Origin of the sequence: Geodermatophilus africanus (genome assembly GCF_900107105.1) — a bacterium.
Taxonomy (GTDB): Bacteria; Actinomycetota; Actinomycetes; order Mycobacteriales; family Geodermatophilaceae; genus Geodermatophilus; species Geodermatophilus africanus.
In genome coordinates, this window is sequence record NZ_FNOT01000006.1 from 56,102 (window position 1) to 76,480 (window position 20,379).

A 20,379-nucleotide genomic window follows, 5' to 3' on the forward strand; every position below is an offset into this window, starting at 1 on the left:
GGGGAGTCAGCCCTCCCGGTCCTGCCAGCGGAAGGTGGCCGCGCAGAGCACCAGGCCGGCGACGCACCACAGGCCGAGCACCAGCGCGACGGTGCCGAGCTCCCACGACCCGGCCGGCTCGCGGGCGGCCAGCGCGTCGGGGAGGAACACCGACCGCAGCCCCTGGGCCAGCCACTTGACCGGGAAGACCGCGGCGACGTCCTGCAGCCAGCCGGGCACCTGGTCGAAGGGCATGAACACGCCGGAGACGAACTCGAGGACCAGCGCGATCGGGGTGACCGTCGCCGACGCCGACCGGCCGTTGCGGGCCAGCGTCGAGACGACGATGCCGAGCAGCGTGCAGGCCGCCGCACCCAGCACCGACACCCACGCGAAGGTCAGCCAGTCGGCACCCGAGGGCAGGTCGATGCCGTACACGAGGACGCCGACCAGGAGTAGCAGCACGATGGTCGCGACCGCCACCGCGAGCACCTGGGCCACCTTGCCGACGAAGTAGGCGCCGGCCGGCATCGGCGTGCCCCGCAGGCTCTTGAGCGTGCCGTCGGAGCGCTCCCCGGCGATGTGGATCGCCATGTTCTGCAGGCTGGCGCCGACGATGCCGGCGGTGATGACCCCGGCCATGAAGTACTGCGGGAAGTCCACGCCGGCACCGAGGTCGTAGTCGAGCACCGCGCCCAGTCCCAGGAGCAGGATCACCGGGAAGACGAGGGTGAAGACCACCGACTCCCGCTGGCGGAAGAACTCCTTGAGCTCGACGCCGGCGCGGGTCAGGCAGACCCGGCCCAGCGGGGCCAGCGCGGGACGCTCCGGGGCGGCGGCGGTCACGAGTCGTCCCCGATCATCTTCAGGTAGACGTCCTCGAGCGTCGGCCGGGCCACCGTCAGGTCGGGCACCTCACCCGGGAAGCGGGCGGCCAGCTCCCGCACGAACGCGGTCGGCGTGGCCGTCTCGGCGGTGCGCCGGACGCCGTTCTCGGTCCAGCGGACGACGGCCGGTGCGGTGCCCCGCCCGCCCAGCGCGGCGGGGACGGCGACCTCGGCGAGCTGGCCGCGGGCGAGGACGCCGACCCGGTCGGCCAGCGCCTCGGCCTCGTCGAGGTAGTGGGTGGTCAGCAGCATCGTGGTGCCGAGGTCGCGCAGCGAGCGGATCAGCGCCCAGAACTGCCGCCGCGCCTCGGGGTCGAAGCCGGTGGTCGGCTCGTCCAGGAAGAGCAGCCGGGGGCGGCCGACGATGCCCAGCGCCACGTCGAGCCGCCGGCGCTGGCCCCCGGAGAGGGTGCGGCCACGGGCGCCGGCCTTCTCGGTGAGGCCCACGAGTTCCAGCACCTCGTCGGGGTCGCGCGGCGCAGCGTAGTACGACGCCCGCGCCACGAGCAGCTCGCGCACGGACAGCTGGCTGTCGCCCGCGCCGGACTGCAGCACGATGCCCAGCTGCGCCTTCCAGCGCCGTCCGCCGCGTGCCGGGTCGGTGCCGAGCACGCGGACGTCGCCGCCGTCGCGCTTGCGGTAGCCCTCGAGCACCTCGACGGTGGTGGTCTTGCCGGCGCCGTTGGGACCCAGCAGCGCGAAGATCTCGCCGCGGCGGATGTCGAGGTCCAGGGAGTCGACGGCGGTGCGGTCGCCGTACCGCTTCACCAGGCCGCGGACCGAGATCGCGGCGTCCGGGTCCAGCGGGTCGCCGGGCCGGGGCCGGTTGTCGGCCACCACGGGCGCGGACGGACTGGTCACGAGAGTGGATCCTCCCACTCCGTCATCGCGGCCCTCCGGGCCGCACCGCGGCCAACAGCCGTTCCCGACCTACGTGGAGCCCATCCCGGCACTCCTCGGGGACCCCTCCGGGGCCCCGCTCCTCGCGCCGCCGCGGCCAACAGCCGTTCCCGACCTACGTGGAGCCCATCCCGGCCCCTGCCCGCCGGAACGAGATCTGCACAGTGGCGGCCATCGGGAACCGGAAGGCCGCCACTGTGCAGATCTCGCGGGGCGGGCGCGGCCTCAGGCGGTGATGCGGTCCAGCAGCAGGGGCAGCGGCTGCTCGCCGGCGTCGACGCCGACCGCGCCCTCCAGCGCCTCCAGCGCCCGGGGGATGCGCGCGGCGTCGTCGGTGTGCAGCTCCAGCAGCGGCTGGCCGGCCACCACCCGCTCCCCCACCCCGGCGGTCCACACCACGCCCGCGGCGGCCGACACCGGGTCCTCCTTGCGCGCCCGGCCGGCACCCAGCCGCCAGGCGGCCACGCCGAGCGCGTAGGCGTCGAGGCGGGTCAGCGTGCCGGTGGCCGGGGCGGTCACCACGTGCCGCTCGGCCGGCTGGGGTAGCGGGGCGTCGGGGTCGCCGCCCTGCGCGGTGATCATCCGCCGCCAGACGTCCATCGCCCGCCCGTCGCGGAGGGCGTCGGCCGGGTCGACGTCGCCGCGCCCGACGCCGGCGAGCATCTCCCGGGCCAGCGCGAGGGTCAGCTCGACGACGTCGCCCGGTCCCCCGCCGGCCAGCACCTTCACCGACTCGGCCACCTCGACGGCGTTGCCCGCAGCGCGGCCCAGCGGCCGGTCCATCGCGGTCACCAGCGCCACGGTGTGCACGCCGGCCGCCTCGCCGAGGCCGACCATCGTCCGGGCCAGCTCGACCGACGAGGCGACGTCCTTCATGAACGCGCCCGAGCCGGTCTTCACGTCGAGCACCAGCGCGTCGGCGCCCTCGGCGATCTTCTTGCTCATGATCGAGCTGGCGATCAGCGGGATCGACTCGACCGTGCCGGTGACGTCGCGCAGCGCGTAGAGCTTCTTGTCCGCGGGCGCGAGGTCGTTGCCCGCGGCGCAGATGACCGCCCCGACGTCGCGCAGCTGCGCGAGGTAGGCCTCCTCGTGGACGTCGGCCCGCCAGCCCGGGATCGACTCGAGCTTGTCCAGCGTGCCGCCGGTGTGCCCGAGGCCCCGGCCGGAGAGCTGCGGGACGGCGACCCCGCAGGCGGCCACCAGGGGCGCCAGCGGCAGCGTGGTCTTGTCGCCCACCCCGCCGGTGGAGTGCTTGTCGGCGGTGGGCCGGCCGAGCGAGGACAGGTCCTTGCGCTCGCCCGAGTCGACCATCGCCTGCGTCCAGACGGCGAGCTCGTCCGGGGCCATCCCCCGGAAGAACACCGCCATGAGCAGCGCGCTGACCTGCTCGTCGGACACCGCCCCGCGGGTGTAGGCCTCGATCACCCAGCGGATCTGCCCGGCGCTGAGCTGCCCGCCGTCCCGCTTGGTGCGGATGACGTCGATCGCGTCCATCAGCCCTGCCCCCGCTCGGCGGCGGCGACCAGGTCGTCGGGACCGAACGCGTCGGGCAGCACCTCGCGCATCGGCACGATCCCCAGCGACACGGTCTCGATGAGCATCTCCGGCCCGCCGTGCTCCCACAGCAGCTGCCGGCACCGCCCGCAGGGCATGAGCGGCTGACCGTCGCCACCGACGCAGGCCACCGCGACCAGCCGGCCGCCGCCGGTGCGGGCGAGGTCGCTGACCATGCCGCACTCCGCGCACAGGCCCAGCCCGTACGAGGCGTTCTCGACGTTGCAGCCGGTCACGACGCGGCCGTCGTCGACCAGCCCGGCCACGCCCACGGGGAACCGCGAGTACGGGGCGTAGGCGTGCGTCATCGCCTCCCGGGCGGCCGCGCGCAGCGCCTCCCAGTCCGGTCCGGCTGTGCTCACGGTTCGCTCCCGCCCGGCGGAGCCGGCAGGACGGCCAAGCCGTTCACGTCAGTGCTCCCCTCGTCGGTAGACCAACCCGTCGGCCTTCGGCATCCGCAGCCGTTGGGAGGCCAGCGACAGCACCAGCAGCGTGGTCAGGTGCGGGGTGAAGAAGACGATGCCCTCGGGCAGCCGGTCGATGGTCAGGAAGCCGACCAGCGCGGCCACGCCGAAGACGCCGGCGAGCCCCGCCTGGGTCAGCTTGCGCCGCACCGCCTGGTACACCGCGACGCCGGCCAGCAGGACGGCGATGAGCAGCAGCAGGGCCACCACCGCGGTCTGGCTGCGCAGCTGCAGCGCGTCGGCGAACCCGAACAGGCCCGCGCCGGCCGCCAGCCCGCCGGGCCGCCAGTTGCCGAAGATCAGCGCCGCCAGCCCGATGAAGCCGCGGCCACCGGTCTGCCCCTCGCGATAGATGCCCGCGACGAACACCAGGAAGACGCCGCCGAGCCCGGCCAGCGCCCCGGAGACGATCACGGCGAGGTACTTGAGCCGGTACACCGGGACGCCGAGCGAGTCCGCCGCGGCCGGGTTCTCGCCGCAGGAGCGCAGCCGCAGGCCGAACGCGGTGCGCCACAGCAGCAGGTAGGACACCGGGATGAGCAGCACGGCCAGCAGGGTGAGCAGGCCGACGCCGTTGGTCAGCCCGCGCAGCAGCCCGGCCAGGTCGCTGACCAGGAACCAGTGCCGGCCCTCGAGGTCGCCGAGCAGGTCCGGCCCGGAGGACAGCACCGGCAGCGAGAAGGACGGCGGGTCGCTGGCCAGGGACGGCGACTGCGTCGGGCCACCACCGGTGTCCTCGGTGAACAGCAGCTCGGAGAGGAAGCGGACGACGCCCCCGGCGAGGATGTTGATCGCGACGCCGGAGACGACGTGGTCGACTCCGAAGGTGACCGTGGCGATCGCGTGCAGCAGACCCCCGGCCGCGCCGAAGACCACGCCGCCGGCGACCGCGCCGACCCAGCCCCACTGGTAGCCGGCCCACCCGGCGCCCCAGGTGCCGAGGATCATCATCCCCTCGAGGCCGATGTTGACCACGCCCGCGCGCTCGGACCACAGCCCGCCCAGGGCGGCCAGGCCGATGGGGACGGCGAGCAGCAGCGCCGCCGCCAGGGTGGACGACGAGGTGAGCTCCTGCTCGCCCGAGACGACCCGGACCAGCGAGAACAGCAGCCACAGGCCGACGAGCAGCCAGAGCACCCGCCGCACCCGGCCGCCGCCGGTGAGCAGGTCGGTCAGGGGGCCGCGGCTGGGCTGCCCGGTGCGGGTGGTCGCCGTGGTGCTCATACCGGGGCCCCCGCGGAGACGTGGAGCACCAGCGGAGCGTCTTCGTGGGGTTGGTTCATGCCTGCGCTCCCTGCTGGCCGCCCGGCACGCCGGTGTGGACCCGCTGTCCACCGTCCGGCGCGCGGGGTGGTGGCGCGCCGTCGTCCCCGTCGGTCTGCGGACCGGGGCCGGCGGCGGCGCCGGCCCGCTCGGCCGAGCGCAGCGCCAGGCGGCGGGCGATCTCGTTGGCGATGACGACGGCGAGGACGATCGTGCCCTGGATGATCGTCACGACCGAGGACGGGATGTCGGCGAACTGCAGCGGCAGTGCGGCCCGGTCGAGGAAGGCGAACAGCAGCGCGGCCAGCGCGATGCCGATCGGCGTGCTGCGCCCCAGGAGCGCGACCGCGATGCCGAGGAAGCCCAGCCCGGCGGTGAACTCGGTGCCGTAGTCGTACTGCGAGCCGAGCAGGTCGGGCAGGCCGATCAACCCGGCGATGCCGCCGGAGATGAGCATGGTCTTGACCACCATGCCGCGGGCGTCGACGCCGCTGGCGGTGGCCGCCGAGGGCGACAGGCCCGTCGCCCGCAGGTCGAAACCGAACCGGGTGCGCTGGAGCAGCACGGCGACGACGACGCCCACCACGACCGCCACCAGCAGGAAGCCGTGGAGACCGCTGCGCGGCGCGGCCAGGCCCAGCGCGGTGAGCAGCCCGTTGAGGCTCGGCACCCGCCCGGACTCGGGGATCTCGGCGGTCGTGACGATCGAGGCGCCCGGCGGGCTGCCCCGCAGCGGGCCGGTGAGCAGGAAGGACGCCAGGCCCAGGGCGATGAAGTTCAGCATGATCGAGCTGATGACCTCGCTGACGCCGCGGGTCACCTTGAGCACGCCGACGATGCCGGCCCACAGCGCGCCGACCACCATCGCGACCACCACGATCAGCAGCAGGTGCAACGGGCCGGGCAGCGCCACGGCCGCCCCGACCGCGGCGGCGAGGATGGTGGCCATCCGGTACTGGCCCTCGACGCCGATGTTGAACAGGCCCATCCGGAACGCGACGGCCACGGCCAGGCCCGCGAGGAACAGCGGCACCGCGCGGTTGAGGATCACCACGATCGACTGCACCTGCTGCGAGGGGCTGTCGCCGAGGTTGGTCATCACCCGGAACGCCTCGAGGGGATCCTGCCCGATGAGCGCGATGACGACCGCGGAGATCACCAGGGCCACGAGGACGGCGAGCACCGGGCCGAGCAGGGAGAGCCCCACCCGGCGGACGAGGCCGTTCACGCCGCACCCGCCGTCGTCCGTGCGCCGGTCATGTGCCCGCCGAGCTCCTCGGGGGTCACCCGCCGCGGGTCCAGGCTGGCCACCAGCCGGCCGCGCAGCATGACGTGCAGCGTGTCCGACAGGCCGATCAGCTCGTCGAGGTCGGCCGAGATCAGCACGATGCCCAGCCCCTCGGCGCGGGCGTCCTTGAGCAGCTCCCAGATCACCGCCTGGGCGCCGACGTCGACGCCGCGGGTCGGGTGGGCGGCGACGAGCAGCCGCGGCCGGGCGCTCATCTCCCGCCCCACGATCAACTTCTGCTGGTTGCCGCCGGAGAGGGCCACGGCGAGGGTGTCCGGCCCGGGGGCGCGGACGTCGTACTCGCGCATGATGCGGGCGGTGTCGGTCCGGGCGCCGCGGCGGTCGATGAAGGGCCCCTTCACCGCCGGCGGGCGGGTCTGGTGCCCGAGGATGCGGTTCTCCCACAGCGGCGCGTCGAGCAGCATGCCCTGCCGGTGCCGGTCCTCCGGGATGAAGCCCACCCCGCTCTCCCGCCGGGCGCGGGTGCTCCAGGCGGTGACGTCCTCCCCGCCGAGCAGCACCGAGCCGGCGGTCAGCTGGCGCAAGCCCATGATCGCGTCGACCAGCTCGGCCTGGCCGTTGCCCTCGACGCCGGCGATGCCGACGACCTCGCCCTCGCGGACGGTGAGCGTGACGTCGTCCACCACGGGGCGCTGGCCGCCGTCGGTGACGCTGACCCCGACCAGCTGCAGCACCGGGGTCTCGCGCACGGTGGACTCGCGGGTCTCCGGGGTGGGCAGCTCGGCGCCGACCATCAGCTCGGCCAGCTGCTTGGCCGTCGTCGTCCGCGGGTCGGCGGTGCCCACGGTGGTGCCGCGCCGGATGACGGTGATCGAGTCGGCGACGCGGCGCACCTCGTCGAGCTTGTGCGAGATGAAGATGACCGTCAGGCCCTCGCGCTTGAGTTCCGCGAGGTTGCCGAAGAGCTCGTCGACCTCCTGTGGCACGAGGACGGCGGTCGGCTCGTCGAGGATCAGGATGCGGGCGTCGCGGTAGAGCACCTTGGCGATCTCCACCCGCTGCCGGTCCCCGACGCCGAGGTCCTCGACGAGCGCGTCGGGCCGCAAGCCCAGGTTGTAGCGCTCGGAGATCTCCTCGATCCGGCGCCGGGCCCCCGCGCGGTCCAGCCGGCCGCCCTTCGTGGGCTCGCTGCCCAGGATGACATTCTCCAGGACGGTGAAGTTGTCGGCCAGCATGAAGTGCTGGTGGACCATGCCGATGCCGGCGGCGATGGCGTCCGACGGGCTGCGGAAGTGGATCGGGCGGCCGTCGACGAGGATCTCTCCCTCGTCGGGGCGGTGCTCGCCGTAGAGGGTCTTCATCAGCGTCGACTTGCCGGCGCCGTTCTCGCCCACGATGGCGTGCACCTCGCCCCGGCGGACCCGCAGCTCGATGTCCTTGTTCGCCACCACGCCCGGGAAGCGCTTGGTGATCCCGCGCAGCTCGACGGCGAGGGGGACGTCGCCCGCCGCCGAGCGCGCTGCTGGCGAGTCTGCTGGGGCCATGCCGGCATCTCCTCGCTGTGGACCCGCCGGTGGGCGGGAGGTCACTACGGATGGCGCCGGCGTGCGGGATCGGCCGCTCCGCCGGCGTCTCGGGGCCCGGGGGCCGTGGGTATGGTGCCCCACTCGCCGGCCCCGGACCGAGCCCGGGGCGCGCCCCGAGCAGCGCGGGCCCGGGCGATCGCCGCCCGGGCCCGCGTCACAGGGTGGTCCTACCGTGCGGGAACACCCGCACGGGTGTCACTCGATCGTCGTCGGGACCGTGATGGTGCCGTCGGTGATCTGCTGCGCGTACTGGTCGATGTCGTCCTGGATGTCGTCGATGAAGCCGCCCGACGTCGCCAGGCCGATGCCCTCGGTGGACAGGTCGTTCAGCACGTCCTCGGCGCCCTGGACGTTGCCCTCGGAGTAGTCGTTGATGAACTGCTCCACGGCGTTGTCGACCCGCTTGAGCATCGAGGTCATGATCACGGCCTGCAGCGCCGGGTCGCCGACCGTCAGGTACTGGTCGGAGTCGACACCGATCGCCCGGTTGCCGGAGCCGGCGGCCGCCTGGAAGACGCCCAGGCCCGAGCCGCCCGCTGCGTGGTAGACGATGTCTGCACCGGCGTCGTACATGCCCTGCGCCACGATCTGGCCGCGGGCGGGGTCGCTGAACCCGGAGAAGTCACCGGCCGGCGAGATGTACTGCCGGTCGACGCGGATCTGCGGGTTGACCGCCTGCGCACCGGCGACGTAGCCGGCCTCGAACTTCTCGATCAGCGGGCTCTCGACGCCACCGACGAAGCCGATGTGGGCGCTCTCGCTCTTCAGCGCGGCCGCGACGCCGGCCAGGAAGGAGCCCTGCTCCTCGGCGAAGACCAGGCCGGTGACGTTGTCGCCCTTGGCGCCGTCGGAGTTCGAGCCGTCGACCTGGGCGAACGTGGTGTCGGGGAACTGCGGCGCGACCTCGGCGATGACATCGTCGTAGGCGAAGCCGACGGCGATGACCGGGTTGAAGCCCTGCTCGGCCAGCTGGGTCAGCAGCTCGGCGCGGTTGGAGGCGTCCTCGTTGGGGCTGAGCTCCTGCAGGTCGGCACCGAGGGCGTCGGCAGCCGCCGCCGCGCCGGCGTAGGCGGAGTCGTTGAACGACTGGTCGCCGCGGCCGCCCTCGTCGTAGGCCAGGCCGATCCGGAGCTCTTCGGCGGCGGCGCCGCCACCGCCCTCGCCGCTGCCGCCGCCGGCGGGCTCGTCGCTGGCACAGGCTGCCAGGGCCATGCTGCCGGCCAGCAGCACAGCCGCGGCCCTCATCCTCCGGCGCAAGACGGTCTCCTCTCTGGAGGGACGGGCCGCACGGACGAGGCGGCCGGTCCCGGTGGGTCGGGTTCGTGCATGACTGCCGGCGGACGCCGGTTCCCACAGCACGCGACGACGGCACGCTAACCGCGCCCGGCGGCTGCGCCGAACCCCGCGTCGGAGACCGAGACTCGATCGTTGTCTACGCCGTGGCCTGCGCCACCCGCCGGGCCCGCGCGGGACCGGCGACGGCGGGGGCTAGCGTGCCGCCATGCGACCGGCGGTGGCACGGCTGGCCGCCGCGGTGCTGGCCGCGGGGCTGCTGCTCGGCGGGCCCGGACCGGCACTGGCCGAGGAGGCGCGCCCCACCGCCGATCCGTCCGCGCCCACCCCCACGGCGCCGGTGCCGGGCGGCCCGCCGCAGGGCAGCGGGCCCGGCGGGGTGACGGTGGGCGGCGAGGGGCTGGACACCCGCGGCACCGTCGTCACCGACGGCGCTCCACCACTGCCGGCCGGCGTGGTCGCCCCCGGGTGGCTGGTGGCCGACGCCGGCAGCGGCGCGGTGCTGGCCGCCCGCGACCCGCACGGCCGCTTCTACCCGGCCAGCACGCTGAAGACCCTGACCCTCCTGACCCTCCTGCCACTCCTGGACCCCGCGGAGGCCGTCGAGGGCACCGTCGAGGACGAGGCGGTGGAGGGCAGCCGGGTCGGCCTGGTCGCCGGCGGGCGCTACCCGGTGTCCCTGCTGTTCCAGGGGCTGGTCATGCAGTCGGGCAACGACGCGGCCGGCGCCCTGGCCCGCGCGGCGGGGGGCGCGGAGCTCACCGTCCGGGCGATGAACGAGGTGGCGGGATCGATCGGCGCCCACGACACCGTCGCGGGGACGCCGTCCGGCCTGGACGTCGCCGGGCAGACCTCCTCGCCCTACGACCTCGCGCTGGTCTTCCGCCGGCTGGTCGCGGACCCGGCGGTGGTCGCTCTGCTGCGGACGCCGGTGGCGCAGGTCCCCGCGGTCGAGGGCCGATCCCCCGGCTTCCAGATCCAGAACGAGAACCCGCTGGCCGACTACCCGGGCAACCTCGGCGGCAAGACCGGCTTCACCGACGCCGCCCGGCACGCCTTCGTCACCGCCGCCGAGCGGGACGGGCGGCGGCTGGTGGTGAGCGTGATGGGCACCGAGAACGTCCCGCTGCGCGCCGCCGACCAGGCCGCCCTGCTGCTGGACTGGGGCTTCGCGGTCCAGGCCGGGCGAGGTGACCACCCCCACCACCCGGGCCGGCTGGTGGACTCCGCCGCGGCCGTCCCGCCGCCGCAGACGCCGGCACGCCGTCCGCCGGACCTCGCCCGGCCGCCGGTGTCCCTCCCGGTCGCGGGGGACGAGGAGCTGCTGCTGCCGGTGGGGCTGGCCGTGACCGCGGCGGGCATCGTCGTCGCCACCGTGGTCGGCGTCCGCCGGGCGGTGCGGGTGGTGCCCGCGTCGGTCAGGTCGTCCGGCCGTCCCCGGACGGCACCGCCGGGGCGACCACCTCGGGCACCACGCGGGCGCCCCCCTGGACCCGGGGCAGGGTCGCCGTCCATGCGGCCGTGAAGAACGCGAAGCGGCAGACGACGTTGATCCAGATCAGGATGCCCACGGCACCGCCGAAGGCCGACGCGGTCACGCTCCCCGAGATCAGCGAGAGGTAGAGGCTGCCGACCAGCTTCAGCACCTCGAAGCCGGCCGCGCCGAACAGCGCCCCGGGCAGCAGCCGGCGCAGCGGGTAGGAGGTCGAGGGCACCACCCGCAGCAGCCACAGGAAGACGACGACGTCGGTGACGACGGCCAGCCCCAGCCCGAGCACCGCGGTGAGCAGGAACAGGCCGGGCGCCCGCTCCAGTCCCAGGGCCGCCAGCGTCCACGACGTGGCCCGGGTGACCCCGCCGGTGAGGCCGAGGCTGACCAGTCCCGCGAGGCCGAAGGCGGCCAGGGCCAGCAGGTCCTGCAGGTTGTCGCGGAGGAACTCCGGGTCGTCGACGCGCCCCTTCCAGATGCGCTCCATGCCCAGCCGCAACTTGTCCATGGCGCGCAGCCCGGCGTACAGGAAACCGACCAGGCCGATGAGCCCGGTGATCCCCGCGGAGCCGACGGCGCCGTCCAGCTCGCCGGTGACCTCCGCGCCGGTCGGGCCGGGGAAGCTCTCCCGGATGGTCGCGTAGAGCTCCTGCTGCAGCAGCTCGTTGCCGGCGAGGACCAGCCCGATGACCGACGCGACGAGCAGCAGCACCGGCACCAGGCCGAGGAAGACGAAGTAGGTGACACCCGCGGCCATGAGGTCGCCCTGGGTGCGCTGGTAGCGCCCGCCGGCGCGCGCGAGGTGGTCGAACCACGGGAACCGGCGGCGCAGCCGGGTGACCCGCTCCTGCCAGCGGCCGGGCAGCTGGGTGACCCGCGACCAGCGGCCGCCCGGCGGCTGGCCCTCGGCGGGCGCGGGCGCGGACCGCTCGGTCCGGGTGGCACTCACCCGCCCCAGTCTGCGGGCAGACCGCGCCCGCCGCGCCCCGGCCTCGTGACGTCCCGGGCCGGCCCCGTCCAGGGGCTCGCCGCGAGCGTGCGAGCGGTGAGGAGGACGGGGTCCTTCACCCGGTGAGGGGGTACTCGCGGGCGACGACCCAGCTGCCGTCGGGCGCCTGCTCGAACTCCGTGAAGTGCTCCACCCGGAACTCCGCCGAGAGGTCGGACAGGCCGCTGTAGGCCAGGTCGAGCATGTCGCCGGGGACGTCGTGGGCCACGGTCACGTGCGGGTGGTACGGGTAGGACAGCGACCGGGCCAGCGGCCCGCGCCGGACGTCGTTGGCGATCAGCTCGCAGTTGCCGATGCCGCGGGCCACGGCCACGAACACGACCGCCGAGACCGGCGCGAACGTGCCGGTGCCCGACAGGTGCATGTCGAACGGCGGGTGGTTGGCGGCGACCTCGGCCAGGTGCGCGGTGATGGCCGGCCGGTGCGACCGCGGCACCTCGGTGGGCGGCAGCAGCGTGACGTGCGGCGGGACCGAGTTGGCCTGTGGGTCGCCGACCTTGGCGCGCCAGTCCACGAACAGCTGCGACCAGGGTTCCGGGATGGGGACGACGACGCCCAGGACCGCGGTCCGGTCGGCGCCGCGGCTGCGCGGGACGAAGGTGTCGTCGTTCACGCGGGCGCTCCCGCCAGTGGCAGGAAGCCGACCTTCTCGTAGACGTCGGCGACGGTGCGGGCGGCGACCTCGCGCGCACGCGCGGCTCCCTGCCCGAGGGTGCGCTGCAGCTCGGCGGGGTCGTCGAGCAGCTCCTGGGTGCGCTGGCGGACCGGCGTCACGAAGTCCGCGACCACCTCGGCCAGCTCCTTCTTCAGGTCGCCGTACCCGCGGCCCGCGAAGTGCTCCTCCAGCTCGCCGATCCCGCGCCCGGACAGCGCGCTGTGGATGGTGAGGAGGTTGGTGACGCCGGGCTTGCCCTCGGGGTCGGCCACCACCTCGCGGCCCGTGTCGGTGACCGCCGAGCGGATCTTCTTGGCCGTCACCTTCGGGTCGTCGAGCAGGAGGACGCAGCCGGCCGGCGGCAGGCTCTTGCTCATCTTCTTCTCCGGTGACTGCAGGTCGAGGACCTTCGCCGCGCCCTCGGGGATCCGTGCGCTGGGGACGGTGAGGGTCTCCCCGAAGCGACCGTTGAAGCGGATGGCCAGGTCGCGGGTCAGCTCGAGGTGCTGGCGCTGGTCCTCACCCACGGGCACCTCGTCGGCCTGGTAGACGAGGATGTCGGCGGCCTGCAGCACCGGGTAGGTGAACAACCCGACCGAGGAACCGGCGGTGCCCTCCCGCTGGCTCTTGTCCTTGAACTGGGTCATCCGGCTGGCCTCGCCGAAGCGGGCGAGGCACTCCATGACCCAGGACAGCTGCACGTGCTCGGGCACGTGGCTCTGCACGAACAGGGTGCTGCGCGCGGGGTCGACGCCGAGCGCGAGCAGCTGGGCGGCAGCGGTCAGGGTGTTCTGCCGGAGCTCCTCCGGGTCCCAGTCCATCGTGATCGCGTGGAGGTCGACGACGCAGTAGAAGGCCTCGGCCGTCTCCTGCAGCGCGACCCACTGCCGCAGTGCGCCCAGGTAGTTGCCGAGGTGGAAGGAACCCGCCGTCGGCTGGATGCCGGAGAGCACACGCGGAAGAGGCACGACGGCCATCAAACCAGCCGATCCCGGAGCGTGGCGCCGCACATCCCGAACGTCCTCGTCAGCGGCGGGTCACGCGACCGGAGCGGTCGACCGGACCTCGTCCAGCGCGGCGAGCAGGACGTCGTCCTCCTCGGGCGTGCCGACGGTCACCCGGATCCCCTGCCCGGCGAACGGCCTGGTGATGACCGCCCGGACCTCCAGCGCGGCCGCCAGCCCTGCGGCCTCCTCCCCCACCGGCAGCCACACGAAGTTGGCCTGGCTGTCGGAGACGTCGAGGCCCCGCTCGCGCAGCGCCGCGGTGAGCCGCTCCCGCTCGGCGGTGACCGCGGCGCACCGCCGGCGGACCTCCTCCTCGCTGGCGAGCGCCGCGACCGCGGCGGCCTGGGCGAGTGTGGAGACGCTGAACGGCACGTGCGTCCGCCGCACCGCGTCGGCGACCGCCGGGTCCTCCGCGACCAGGTAACCGACCCGCAGCCCGGCCAGCCCCCAGGCCTTGGAGAAGGTGCGCAGCACGGCGACGTTGGGCCGCCCGCGCAGCAGCGCCATCCCGTCGGGGACGTCGGGGTCGGTGACGAACTCGCGGTAGGCCTCGTCGAGGACGACGAGGGTGTCGGCGGGCACGGCGTCGAGGAAGCGCTCGAGCTCCGGCCGGCGCACCGCCGTCCCGGTGGGGTTGTTCGGGTTGCAGACGAAGACGACGCGGGTGGTGTCGTCGATCGCGGCGGCCAGCGCCTCGAGGTCGTGGGTGTCGGCCGGCCCGCCCGGGCGGCCCGGCACCAGCGGGACCGGGATCGACCGGGCGCCGGCCACCTGGGCCAGCAGCGGGTACATCTCGAACGACCGCCAGGCGAACGCGACGCTCGTGCCGGGGTCGTTGAACGACTGCGCCAGCTGCTGGCAGAGCATCACCGCGCCGCAGCCGATCACCACCTGGGCGGGGTCGACGCCGTAGCGCTCGGCCAGGGCGGCGGTGAGGACGACGGCGCCGTTGTCGGGGTAGCGGTTGGTCTCCGCGGCCGCGACGGCCAACGCCTCGACGACGGCCGGCAACGGCGGGAACGCCACCTCGTTGCTGGCCAGCTTGACCGCCCGCTCGACACCGATCTCCCGCGCGAGGTCGGCGGGGTTGCGCCCCGGCCGGTAGGCGGGCAGCTGCTGCACCGCCGGTCGTGCGCTGACCACGTCGGGACCTCCTGACCGCGGCTCCGCGTCGCGGCGGTGGGTGACCGGGCGCGGATCTAGGGTGGGCGCATGCGCGTTCTCGTCGCCGGTGGAGCCGGCTACATCGGCAGCGTAGTCACGGCGGCCCTCCTCGAGGGCGGGCACGAGGTGACCGTCCTCGACGACCTGTCGACCGGGCACGCCGACGCCGTCCCCTCGGGTGCGACGTTCGTGCAGGCCTCGCTGCACGACTCCGCGCCGGTCCTGGCCGAGGTCCGCCCCGAGGCGGTGCTGCACTTCGCGGCCAAGAGCCTCGTCGGCGAGTCGCAGGTCGAGCCGGGAATCTACTGGGACACCAACGTGTCCGGGACGCTCGCGCTGCTGGAGGCCATGCGCGCGGCGGACTGCCGGCGGATCGTCTTCTCCTCCACCGCCGCCACCTACGGCGAGCCCGAGCAGGTGCCCATCCGCGAGGACGCCCCCACCCGGCCCACCAACACCTACGGCGCGACCAAGCTCGCCGTCGACGCGATGCTGACCTCCTACGCGGCCGCGTACGACTTCGCGGCGGTCAGCCTGCGCTACTTCAACGTGGCCGGCGCCGCGTACGGCCTCGGCGAGCGGCACACCACCGAGACCCACCTCATCCCGATCGCGCTGCAGGTGGTCGCCGGCACCCGCGAGCACCTGACCGTCTACGGCGAGGACTACCCCACGCCCGACGGCACCTGCATCCGCGACTACATCCACGTCGAGGACCTCAGCGACGCCCACCTGCTCGCGCTGACGGCACCGTCTCCCGGCGAGCACCGCATCTACAACCTGGGCAACGGCACCGGCTTCTCGGTGCAGCAGGTGATCGACGCCGTCCGCGAGGTCACCGGACACCCGGTGCCCGTCGAGGTCGGGCAGCGGCGGGCCGGGGACCCGGCGCAGCTGGTCGCATCCAGCGAGAGGATCCGCAGCGACCTGGGCTGGACGCCCAAGCACACCGACCTGGCCGGCATCGTCCGCGACGCGTGGGAGACCGCCCAGAAGCGGTCCTGATCTCGTCCGGCCCCCTGCAGGGTCCCGCCGCGAGCCTGCGAGTGGCGGGGGGCAGGGGGTCCTCTTTCAGGTGCCGATCGTCTGGGTCGGCACCTGCGCCGGGTCGACCTGGGGCTGCGGCGCGCGGCTGACCGAGATCCGCGCGATCCGCCGTCCGTCGAGCTCGAGGACCGTCAGCGTGCGCCCCTCGACCTCCACGCCGTCCCCGACGACGGGCAGCCGGCCGAGCTCGGCGAGCACGTAACCGGCGGCGGTCTCGTAGGGCCCCTCGGGCAGCTGCAGGCCGGTGACCTCGCGGAAGTCGTCGAGGTTGAGCAGCCCGTCGACCTCGTGCGGGCCGTCGGGCCGCTCGTGGCCCTCGCCGGCGACGTCCTCGTCGTACTCGTCGTAGATCTCACCGATGACCTCCTCGATGAGGTCCTCGAGGGTGACGATGCCGTCGGTGCCGCCGTACTCGTCGACGACGATCGCCAGGTGGTGGTTCTCCCGCCGCATCTCCGACAGGGCGGTGAGCACGCCGGCCGTACCCGGCAGCCGCTTGACGTCACGGACCAGGTCGCCGACGGTCGCCGCGCGGCCGGCCGGGTGGTTGGGCAGGAACAGGTCGCGCACGTGCACGAAGCCCAGGACGTCGTCCTCGTCCCGGCCGACGACCGGGTAGCGCGAGTGGCTGGAGTCGTGCACCTGTTTGGCCGCGCGACTGGCCGTCATCGACGCGTCGAGGAAGTCGACCTCGGTGCGCGGCGTCATGACCTCGCGGACCTCGCGGTCGCCGGCCCGGAAGACCTCGCCGATGAGCCGGCGCTCGTCAGAGCTCAGCGACTCGTGCGCCGTGACCAGATCCCGCAGCTCCTCCTGGCTGATGGACTCGCCACTGGCCTTTGGGTCGCCACCCACCAGCCGGACCAGCACGTTCGTCGACTTCGACAGCAGCCAGATGACCGGGCGGGAGAGCTTGGCGATCGCGTTGAGGGGTGCGGCGACCAGCAGCGCGAAGCCCTCGGCCCGCTGCAGCGCCAGGCGCTTCGGGGTCAGCTCGCCGACCACCAGGGACAGGTAGCTGATCGCGATGGTGACCAGCACGAACGCCAGGGTGCCGGCGAGGCCCTCGCGCACGCCCAGGTCGACCAGCCAGGCGGCGAGGGGCTCGGAGAGGGTGCTGGCGCCGAACGCGGCCGAGAAGAAGCCGGCGAGGGTGACGCCGACCTGGACGGCGGCGAGGAAGCGGTTGGGGTCGCTGAGCAGCCGCTGCACGGCCTTGCCCCGCCGTCCGCCGTTGTCGGCCATCGCCCGCACCTGCGACTCGCGCAGCGAGACGAGCGCGATCTCCGCCCCCGAGAAGGCGCCGCCGATCAGGACGAAGACGACGACCATCACGATGTTGAGCCAGACGTCGCTCACCGGCGGCGTGCTCCTGTCGAACGGGGCAGTGGGACGCCGTCCATGCTGCCCGCTCGGGGTCGCGGGAGCACCACCCGAGCGGCGTCGGTCCGCACACAGTGACCTCGGCCACATCCCACTGCCGATAACGCTCCGCGTACGGCTACTCTTGCCAGAGTAACGACTCGTGATCTAGCACCAGGTGAGGACCACCTCTCGTGCACCACATGCCGGCGGGTCCGCCGCTCTCTTCCCGCATCGCCGCAGCGCTCTCCCGGTGGACTCGCCTCCTCCGGCTGCCGCACCTGGCGCCCCTGCTCCTCGTGGCCGGCGTCGTCGCCGCCGTGACGGTCGGGGGGCCGATGGTCTCCGGCGCCGTCACCAGCTTCACCGACCCGGTGGCGCTCGAGTCGTCGCCCACCGCGGCCGGCAGCGCCCCCGAGACGGCGCGCACCGGTGGGTCGTCGTCCTCCGGCGGGTGGCTCGACGCGCCGGCCGCGCCGACCGGGGACGCGCCGGCGGTGCAGGCCCCCGGCGCGCCGCCCGCGGCCCCCACGTCGGCGGAGGTGCCGTCGCTGGTGGTGCCGCCGGCGCCCGTCGGCCCGTTCGACGAGCCCGCGGCCGAGCCGGACGAGGCCGCTCCCGTCGAGGAGCCGGCGACCCGGCCCGCGCCGGAGGCCGGCTCCGGGTCCGCGTCCGGGTCCGGCGCGCCCCCCGCGGTGGCGGAGTCACAGCCGGCGCCGGTGGCGCGGGCCGCCGCCCCCGCGGACCCCGGCGCGGAGGCCGCGGTGCTCGCGCTGGTCAACCAGGCCCGCGCCGCCGCCGGCTGCGGCGCCGTGACCGCCGACCCGGCACTGGCCGCGGTGGCACGGGCACACAGCGCGGACATGCGCGACCGCGACTACTTCTCGCATGCCAGCCCGGAGGGCCTGTCCCCCTTCGACCGGGCCGAGCAGGCGGGCATCGACTACTCGCGGGCGGAGAACATCGCCTACGGCCAGGCCGACGCCGCCGCGGTGATGAAGGCCTGGCTGGAGAGCCCGGGCCACCGCGCGAACATCCTCGACTGCGAGCTGACGAGGCTCGGCGTGGGCGTCGCCGAGGGCACCGGTGGCCCCTGGTGGACCCAGCTCTTCGGCGCCTGAGAAAGGACCCTCCTGCCCCCCACCACTCGCAGGCTCGCGGCGGGACCCTGCAGCAGGGCCGGGCCCGGTCAGAGGGCGCTCAGCGTGTGTTCGCCTCCGCCAGCCGCCGGGCTTGGAGTGCCCGCACACGGGCAACCAGCGCCTCCGGCCGCCGGAGGTCGTCGAGGGTGACGTGGAGAACGACCCACCCCGCTGCGTTGAGCCGGTTGAGCCGACGGCGATCGTCGAGGAAGGCCCGCCGCTCCGCGTGCCACAGCCCGTCGTGCTCGACCGCCACCCTCACCTCCGGGTAGGCGAAGTCCACGCGTGCGATGAAGCCGCCCTCGTCATGGACGCGGTACTGGGCCACCGGCGGCATGCCGGCCCGCTGCAGGAGCAACCTCAGCCGGGTCTCCTGGGGTGACGCGGCCAACCCGTCGGCGAGCCGGGCGACCCGCGATGCCTGAGCGCTCCCCCGGCACCGCGGCAGCAACGCTACGGCTGCCTGCACATCCTCCAGGTGGGTCAGCCCGGCCTGCACGAGCCGGTCGAGCAGCACGACGGCCTCGTCGGAGTCGCCGAACCGGATGAGGTCGACGGCCGTCTCCGCACGTGGGAGGAGACGCCACGGTCCGCGCTGCACCAACCGCTGACCGGGGAGGACGGTGCCGACGCGGACGCCGCTGCCGGCGTTCCAGCGCCGACCGGCGGGCAGCAGCACCTCGACCGGGTCGTCGACACCGGCGACGTTCGGGACACCCCACAGGACGGTTGCGCTGAGCCCGGCGAACCCGGCGCCCGCGGGGAGAGTCAACCCCACCGCACCGACCAGCAGCCGGTGCGTCACGGGCAGCGCGGCGTCGGCGTAGACATCCTGCCGCAGCCGGACCCACGCCGAGCTGCGCAGCTGCTTGGGTGTGAGCAGTCCCCGCCGGACGACGGCGCTGCCGCGGAAGACGCGGCCCCGCAGCCCAGCGGGGGGCGCGCAGGCGGGATGGGCACTCCGCGACTCTGCCGTCCCCGCGGGACCCCTCCGGCCCTGTCCACAGGGCGAGAACACGACAGTGGCCGCCTCGATCGCGTCGAGGGGGCCACTGTCGTGTCTCGTCACCCGCGCGGGGTGACGGGACCCGGCACGGGGTCCTCCGTCAGGCCATGGCCTTCTGCAGGTTGCTGTCGATGGCCGCCAGGAAGTCCTGGGTGGTCAGCCACGCCTGGTCCTTGGAGATCAGCAGCGCGAGGTCCTTGGTCATCTGGCCGCTCTCGACGGTGTCGATGCAGACCCGCTCCAGGGTCTCCGCGAAGCGGGTGACCTCGGGGGTCTCGTCGAGCTTGCCGCGGTGCGCCAGGCCCCGGGTCCAGGCGAAGATCGACGCGATCGGGTTGGTCGACGTCTCCTTGCCCTGCTGGTGCTGCCGGAAGTGGCGGGTCACCGTGCCGTGGGCGGCCTCGGCCTCGACGGTGCGGCCGTCGGGGCTCATCAGCACCGAGGTCATCAGGCCCAGCGAGCCGAAGCCCTGCGCGACGGTGTCGGACTGGACGTCGCCGTCGTAGTTCTTGCAGGCCCAGACGTAGCCGCCCTCCCACTTGAGGGACGCCGCCACCATGTCGTCGATCAGCCGGTGCTCGTAGGTGATGCCGGCCTGCTCGAACCGGTCCTTGAACTCGGACTCGAAGACCTCGGCGAACAGGTCCTTGAACCGGCCGTCGTAGGCCTTGAGGATCGTGTTCTTGGTCGACAGGTACACCGGGTAGCCGCGCTGCAGGCCGTAGTTCATCGAGGCCCGCGCGAAGTCGCGGATCGACTCGTCGAGGTTGTACATCGCCATCGCGACGCCCCCGCCCGGGGACTGGAACACCTCGTGCTGGATCGGCTCACCGCCGTCCTTGGGCTGGAAGGTGATCGTCAGCGTGCCCTCGCCGGGGAAGCGGAAGTCGGTAGCCCGGTACTGGTCACCGAAGGCGTGACGGCCGACGACGATCGGCTTGGTCCAGCCCGGCACCAGCCGCGGCACGTTGGACATGATGATCGGCTCGCGGAAGATGACGCCGCCGAGGATGTTGCGGATCGTCCCGTTGGGCGAGCGGTACATCCGCTTGAGGCCGAACTCCTCGACGCGGGCCTCGTCCGGGGTGATCGTCGCGCACTTGACGCCGACGCCGTGCTGCTTGATCGCGTTCGCGGCGTCGACGGTGATCTGGTCGTCGGTCTCGTCGCGCTTCTCGATGCCCAGGTCGTAGTACTCGAGGTTGACGTCGAGGTACGGGAGGATCAACTGGTCCTTGATGAACTGCCAGATGATCCGGGTCATCTCGTCGCCGTCGAGCTCGACGACGGTGCCCTCGACCTTGATCTTCGCCACGTGCG

Annotated in this window: 18 protein-coding genes; 3 read left to right on the top strand and 15 right to left on the bottom strand. The window is 73.9% G+C overall.

Going from position 1 to position 20,379, the window contains the following annotated elements; all coding sequences use genetic code 11:
- Positions 1-6 precede the first annotated feature (6 nt).
- The 8 genes from BLW63_RS12575 to BLW63_RS12610 form a co-directional block, all read right to left on the bottom strand.
- Positions 7-825: an ABC transporter permease gene (locus BLW63_RS12575; RefSeq protein WP_091156398.1), complete on the bottom strand. Its 819-nt coding sequence runs from the start codon at positions 823-825 to the stop codon at positions 7-9.
- Positions 822-1,727, bottom strand: a complete 906-nt coding sequence (locus tag BLW63_RS12580) for an ABC transporter ATP-binding protein (RefSeq protein ID WP_211517104.1) — start codon at positions 1,725-1,727, stop codon at positions 822-824. Before BLW63_RS12580 ends, BLW63_RS12575 begins: the two co-directional genes overlap by 4 nt.
- Positions 1,728-1,991: 264 nt before the next feature.
- Positions 1,992-3,263, bottom strand: a complete 1,272-nt coding sequence (locus BLW63_RS12585; RefSeq protein WP_091156401.1) for a thymidine phosphorylase — start codon at positions 3,261-3,263, stop codon at positions 1,992-1,994.
- Entirely contained in the window at positions 3,263-3,685 is a 423-nt protein-coding gene (locus BLW63_RS12590; protein WP_091156403.1) for a cytidine deaminase, read from the bottom strand. The genes BLW63_RS12585 and BLW63_RS12590 overlap by 1 nt, the downstream gene beginning before the upstream one ends.
- Positions 3,686-3,733: 48 nt before the next feature.
- Entirely contained in the window at positions 3,734-5,011 is a 1,278-nt protein-coding gene (locus BLW63_RS12595; protein ID WP_091156406.1) for an ABC transporter permease, read from the bottom strand.
- 55 nt (positions 5,012-5,066) lie between these two features.
- Positions 5,067-6,278, bottom strand: a complete 1,212-nt coding sequence (locus tag BLW63_RS12600; RefSeq protein WP_091156411.1) for an ABC transporter permease — start codon at positions 6,276-6,278, stop codon at positions 5,067-5,069.
- Positions 6,275-7,843: an ABC transporter ATP-binding protein gene (locus BLW63_RS12605; RefSeq protein WP_091156414.1), complete on the bottom strand. Its 1,569-nt coding sequence runs from the start codon at positions 7,841-7,843 to the stop codon at positions 6,275-6,277. The genes BLW63_RS12600 and BLW63_RS12605 overlap by 4 nt, the downstream gene beginning before the upstream one ends.
- Positions 7,844-8,080: 237 nt before the next feature.
- Positions 8,081-9,130, bottom strand: coding sequence for a BMP family lipoprotein (locus tag BLW63_RS12610; RefSeq protein ID WP_091156417.1), 1,050 nt, complete (start codon positions 9,128-9,130; stop codon positions 8,081-8,083).
- Between the two features lie 256 nt (positions 9,131-9,386).
- On the opposite strand from BLW63_RS12610, the gene BLW63_RS12615 reads away from it, so the two are divergent.
- Positions 9,387-10,703 carry a D-alanyl-D-alanine carboxypeptidase family protein gene (locus tag BLW63_RS12615; protein ID WP_091156421.1) on the top strand — a complete coding sequence of 439 codons (1,317 nt, stop codon included), beginning with the start codon at positions 9,387-9,389 and terminating at the stop codon, positions 10,701-10,703.
- On the opposite strand, the gene BLW63_RS12620 is transcribed toward BLW63_RS12615, so the two are convergent.
- The 4 genes from BLW63_RS12620 to hisC form a co-directional block, all read right to left on the bottom strand.
- On the bottom strand, positions 10,597-11,616 hold the full coding sequence (locus BLW63_RS12620) for a YihY/virulence factor BrkB family protein (protein WP_091156425.1): 1,020 nt from the start codon (positions 11,614-11,616) through the stop codon (positions 10,597-10,599). The genes BLW63_RS12615 and BLW63_RS12620 overlap by 107 nt on opposite strands.
- 115 nt (positions 11,617-11,731) lie before the next feature.
- Entirely contained in the window at positions 11,732-12,289 is a 558-nt protein-coding gene (locus BLW63_RS12625; RefSeq protein ID WP_091156428.1) for a 2'-5' RNA ligase family protein, read from the bottom strand.
- The gene (gene trpS / locus BLW63_RS12630; protein ID WP_091156432.1) at positions 12,286-13,308 is read right to left on the bottom strand and encodes a tryptophan--tRNA ligase; all 1,023 of its coding nucleotides are present in this window, start codon (positions 13,306-13,308) and stop codon (positions 12,286-12,288) included. The genes BLW63_RS12625 and trpS overlap by 4 nt, the downstream gene beginning before the upstream one ends.
- Positions 13,309-13,368: 60 nt before the next feature.
- Complete coding sequence (gene hisC / locus BLW63_RS12635) at positions 13,369-14,481, bottom strand: histidinol-phosphate transaminase (protein WP_091156436.1); 1,113 nt, start codon at positions 14,479-14,481, stop codon at positions 13,369-13,371.
- Between the two features lie 69 nt (positions 14,482-14,550).
- Between hisC and galE the strand changes: the two genes are divergently transcribed.
- On the top strand, positions 14,551-15,507 hold the full coding sequence (gene galE, locus BLW63_RS12640) for a UDP-glucose 4-epimerase GalE (RefSeq protein WP_091156440.1): 957 nt from the start codon (positions 14,551-14,553) through the stop codon (positions 15,505-15,507).
- A 66-nt stretch (positions 15,508-15,573) separates the two neighbouring features.
- Here galE and BLW63_RS12645 read toward each other — a convergent pair whose 3' ends face one another.
- Positions 15,574-16,908, bottom strand: coding sequence for a hemolysin family protein (locus tag BLW63_RS12645; protein ID WP_091156443.1), 1,335 nt, complete (start codon positions 16,906-16,908; stop codon positions 15,574-15,576).
- 206 nt (positions 16,909-17,114) lie between these two features.
- Between BLW63_RS12645 and BLW63_RS27955 the strand changes: the two genes are divergently transcribed.
- A complete protein-coding gene (locus tag BLW63_RS27955) occupies positions 17,115-18,032 on the top strand; it encodes a CAP domain-containing protein (protein WP_244522543.1) in 918 nt (305 codons plus the stop codon).
- 79 nt (positions 18,033-18,111) lie between these two features.
- Here the strand turns inward: BLW63_RS27955 and BLW63_RS12655 are convergent, their stop codons facing one another.
- On the bottom strand, positions 18,112-19,122 hold the full coding sequence (locus BLW63_RS12655) for an endonuclease domain-containing protein (protein WP_244522544.1): 1,011 nt from the start codon (positions 19,120-19,122) through the stop codon (positions 18,112-18,114).
- Between the two features lie 37 nt (positions 19,123-19,159).
- Positions 19,160-20,374: an NADP-dependent isocitrate dehydrogenase gene (locus BLW63_RS12660; RefSeq protein WP_091156447.1), complete on the bottom strand. Its 1,215-nt coding sequence runs from the start codon at positions 20,372-20,374 to the stop codon at positions 19,160-19,162.
- Between the last annotated feature and the right edge of the window lie 5 nt (positions 20,375-20,379).